At 62.6% G+C, this 3,384-nt stretch carries 4 protein-coding genes; all 4 read right to left on the bottom strand.

What is annotated here, in order from left to right:
• Positions 1-255 (bottom strand): hypothetical protein (locus SX1_RS21970; protein ID WP_026150052.1); only part of this gene is annotated, 255 nt, incomplete at its 3' end.
• An 11-nt stretch (positions 256-266) separates the two neighbouring features.
• Positions 267-923 carry a hypothetical protein gene (locus tag SX1_RS21975; RefSeq protein ID WP_019054829.1) on the bottom strand — a complete coding sequence of 219 codons (657 nt, stop codon included), beginning with the start codon at positions 921-923 and terminating at the stop codon, positions 267-269.
• Between the two features lie 102 nt (positions 924-1,025).
• Complete coding sequence (locus SX1_RS21980; RefSeq protein WP_019054830.1) at positions 1,026-1,925, bottom strand: ArdC family protein; 900 nt, start codon at positions 1,923-1,925, stop codon at positions 1,026-1,028.
• Positions 1,922-3,384 (bottom strand): hypothetical protein (locus tag SX1_RS21985; protein WP_026150051.1); only part of this gene is annotated, 1,463 nt, incomplete at its 5' end. The genes SX1_RS21985 and SX1_RS21980, both read right to left, overlap by 4 nt.

Genomic DNA, 3,384 nt, shown 5'->3' on the forward strand with positions numbered 1-3,384 from the left:
GAACTCCTCTCCGCTCCGTGCGCCGGGATTCCACTTCACCAAACAGATGATGGCGAAAATCTCGCGCGGACTCTCGGAATCGTAGCTCTGGCAAGCTGCATAATAGGCGCCCGAGCGAACGGTCGACTTAAGGACCCGGAGGCCCGTCGCCCGCCCTTTCTCGGGGTCGGGCGGGTAGGTGCATTGATTGTCGAGATAGGCCTTTGGCGTGGCGAACGGAGCCATTCCGCCGCGAGACATGAACAGCCAACCCATGGGCTTGTCTCCTAGACGAGCGCCTGTTGGCGCGGATTGATGGAAAGGCCGGTCTCGCGGACGACGAGCGCGCGGAAACTCTGCGGCGCGGCGAGCACGGCAATGTCACAGAAGTGGTTGCGGTCCCCGAGATAGTCCTGACGGCCCTTGCATCGACGAAACATCACCTCCCGGCCAGGACGGATGCAGGGGATCGAGACCTGCACGTAGATCTCGTCGCCATGGAGCGTGATTTCGCCCGAAACCGCTGGACCGGCAAAGTTGCCGCGCAGGTCGTACTGGTCGGGCTCCAGCCCAAGATGGCGCGCCGCCACCCGCAGCGCCGAGCGCGCTTCGCGATGGAAGGCGCGCTTGGCTTCAGGATCGTAACCGATCCCGCGGCGAGCAAGGGCGACGAGAGCCGGTTTCGACTTGAGTTCATCGATCTTGGCGAGGCACTGGCGGCGCAGTGGCACATCCTCGGCGAAGGTCAAATCAGGTGCGTAGCCCAGCGCAATGCGTCCGACATGGCGGGCGAGCAAGATGGTCGCGGGATCGCGGGCCGGGTCGATCCCGGCATTACGCGCGTCCTGCATGGCATCGACGACGGCTTGGGTCGCGGTCGGAATGGTCGCCAGCGCGTCGGGCTGCAGGGCACGGCGATAGCGGAAGTCGAGATCGTAGTTCATCGGCGAAGTCTCCCTTTGCGCCCTCTGGCGCATCAGGCTCCCACCCCCTCCCCTTCCCGCCTCGCTTGCGAGCGGACTCAAGGAGCCGCACTCGCGTTGCCGTCAGGCCGCCTCCTTGAGCTCACCGGCAAGGGCAGGATCAAACTGGCGCAACCATTTGACCGCCTGTTCGGCCTTGGCCGCCGCGTGCAGGATCGCGGTCTTGTCGCCGCGCAGGATCTTCATCCAGTGATGGATGTAAGAGGCATGGCTATCGTGGACCTCGTTGGGGAGGCCATATTCAGCGCAGAGCGTTGCTTGGGTCAGGCTGGCCACGATTTCTTCGAAAGCGTAAGCGTCATCCCCAAACCGCTTGCCGAACTGGCGGTTCAGCCGCTTGGCACTCCCTGTGGCATGACCAAGCTCATGGCAACGGGTCGAGAAGTAAGCTTCGATCGAATGGAACGCTTGGCAGTGCGGCAGGGTCACGGTGTCGGTGCTGGGTGTGTAATGCGCGCTGTCGCCGCCGTGGACCACGCGGATCGGGATCGCATCTAGGAATGCCTGCACACCGGCCGAAAGTGCGCCAATCGCCTTGGGATCGGGCGGCTCGGGATAGTAATGCGCAGGCAGGCCGTCGATCTGCGAGGCGTTGAAGACGTGGTTCCACTTCATGAAGCGGACGGTCTTTTCGGTCGTTTCACCGGTTTGGCGATCGGTGTCGGTCTTGCGGGCCGAGCTGTAGAACACGCTGAACGATCCGCTCTCGCCCTTGCGGACATGGGCACCAAGTTCGGCAGCCTGCCTGAAAGTCATCCAGTAGGGGCTGGCGTAACCCCGGCTTTCGGCGACGGCCCAGAGGAAGAACGTGTTGATCCCCGAATAGGGAACCCCGTTGTGGCGGAGCGGTCGTGTGCTTGTCGATGTCCAGGGCTTGAGCCAGGGGGCGGTGCCAGCGGCGATCTTCTCAAGAATCAGGTCGGTGATGACCTGCGCGACGTCGGGTTTTGGATGGCGGGTCATTGTGCCGAGCCCTCCTGCGCGAGATCGAGCGAAAGGTCGGAAGCGGTGCTCGACCAGCTTAGACGCAGTGTCCTTCCGTGTGGGATGCGCCAGGCTACACGGTCGGCGAAGGCCATGCGGATGCCAGCAAGAATGGCAGAATCTTCGCCTTCAAGGATAGCATGGGCGCGCACCGCCGCATCGTGGCGGAAGCGGGTTTCCTGGGTATCGTAGCTGTCCGCATCGGAATCGTCCGACGGCGAGAACACGGCATCGATGATGAGGTCTGTGAGATCGTCGGGTCCGAGCGAGGTGGTCCGTGTCAACGCAATGCGCGCGCAATCAGGATCATTCCATGAGTCTGCGTCGTCCATGATCGCGAAGTCGGTTTCGAGATCAAGCCGCCGATCGTACTGGTCGGTCAGTTCGATCGTGATCGCATCCGGACGCATGGTGACGGTAATGGCTTCGTCTGCGGACATGGCATCGTGGAAGGTAAAGCGCTCGCCGGTGCGGACGAAGGCCGAAAGGGCATCGTACCACGGATAGCCGATGAAATTGGTGATCGGCTCGTAGAAGGCGCGCGTATGGATGCCGCCTAACCGGTGCAACTCGCCAGCATTGGAGCGACGCAAGGCGCGCCCGAAGGTTACGGCGTCAAAGGAATCGGTGTCATCGTAGATCGCAGCGCCTTGCTCGAGATCGGCAAATTGCGGCACCTCGCGGTAGCTGTCGCGAGCGAGCGTCGGATACCACAGCGGCAATTGCTGTGCCGCTTGGGGAAAATCGTCATGGTGGAGGCTTGCCTCGAGCCAGTTCTCGAAGCTCAGGCGATGGAACGGCTCGTCGCGAATGACCGCGTAGATGGTATCGCGGCATAGGGCGACAAGCCGGTCGAGAGCCGCATTGCGGTAGATTTCCTTGCGGGCGGGCAGCACCAGGACGAGATCCGGTGCATCGATGACATCGACCTGAACGCTCCACTGGGTGTGATGGACTTCCTTCACGATCGGGAAGTTGTGTTTCAGGGTCACGCCATGGAAGTTGAGCGTCGCCACATGCGGCGAGTGCCGGTCGCGGAAAACGCCGATGCGAAACCCGTCGCGCTCGATGACTTTGTGCGCATCAGCAAGGAAGTCGGCCCGGGTGAGTTCCTTGGTGTTGTAAGTGACAGGGAGTGGGAAGAACCTGGCCGCCGCCTCGACGCAGCGTTCGAGTTTCCCGTCGGGCTGCGGTTCGAACCGGAAAGCGATCGCCGTGCCGGGCGCTCCATCCCACGGGAGCACGTCGATGTCGGCCTCGCCGGTCCAGGCATCACCTGCAATCGCAAGTAAAAAAGCGCAGCTCGCACTCCGTGAACTGACCACGGTGTCGAGACCGGCCAGGCTGAAGAAGCCCATGCCCGCCGGGTCCTCTCGGGTGCGGCATTCCTCGGGCCAATCGGATTGACCGAGCGAGAGGAGAGGGCTATCCGGCACAC

Source organism: Sphingobium xenophagum NBRC 107872, from assembly GCF_000367345.1.
GTDB classification, from domain to species: Bacteria; Pseudomonadota; Alphaproteobacteria; order Sphingomonadales; family Sphingomonadaceae; genus Sphingobium; species Sphingobium xenophagum.

Excerpts from the sequence above, each read along its gene's own strand:
- SX1_RS21980 (WP_019054830.1), bottom strand. The coding sequence starts at position 1,925 with ATGACCCGCCATCCAAAACCCGACGTCGCGCAGGTCATCACCGACCTG.
- SX1_RS21975 (WP_019054829.1), bottom strand. The coding sequence starts at position 923 with ATGAACTACGATCTCGACTTCCGCTATCGCCGTGCCCTGCAGCCCGAC.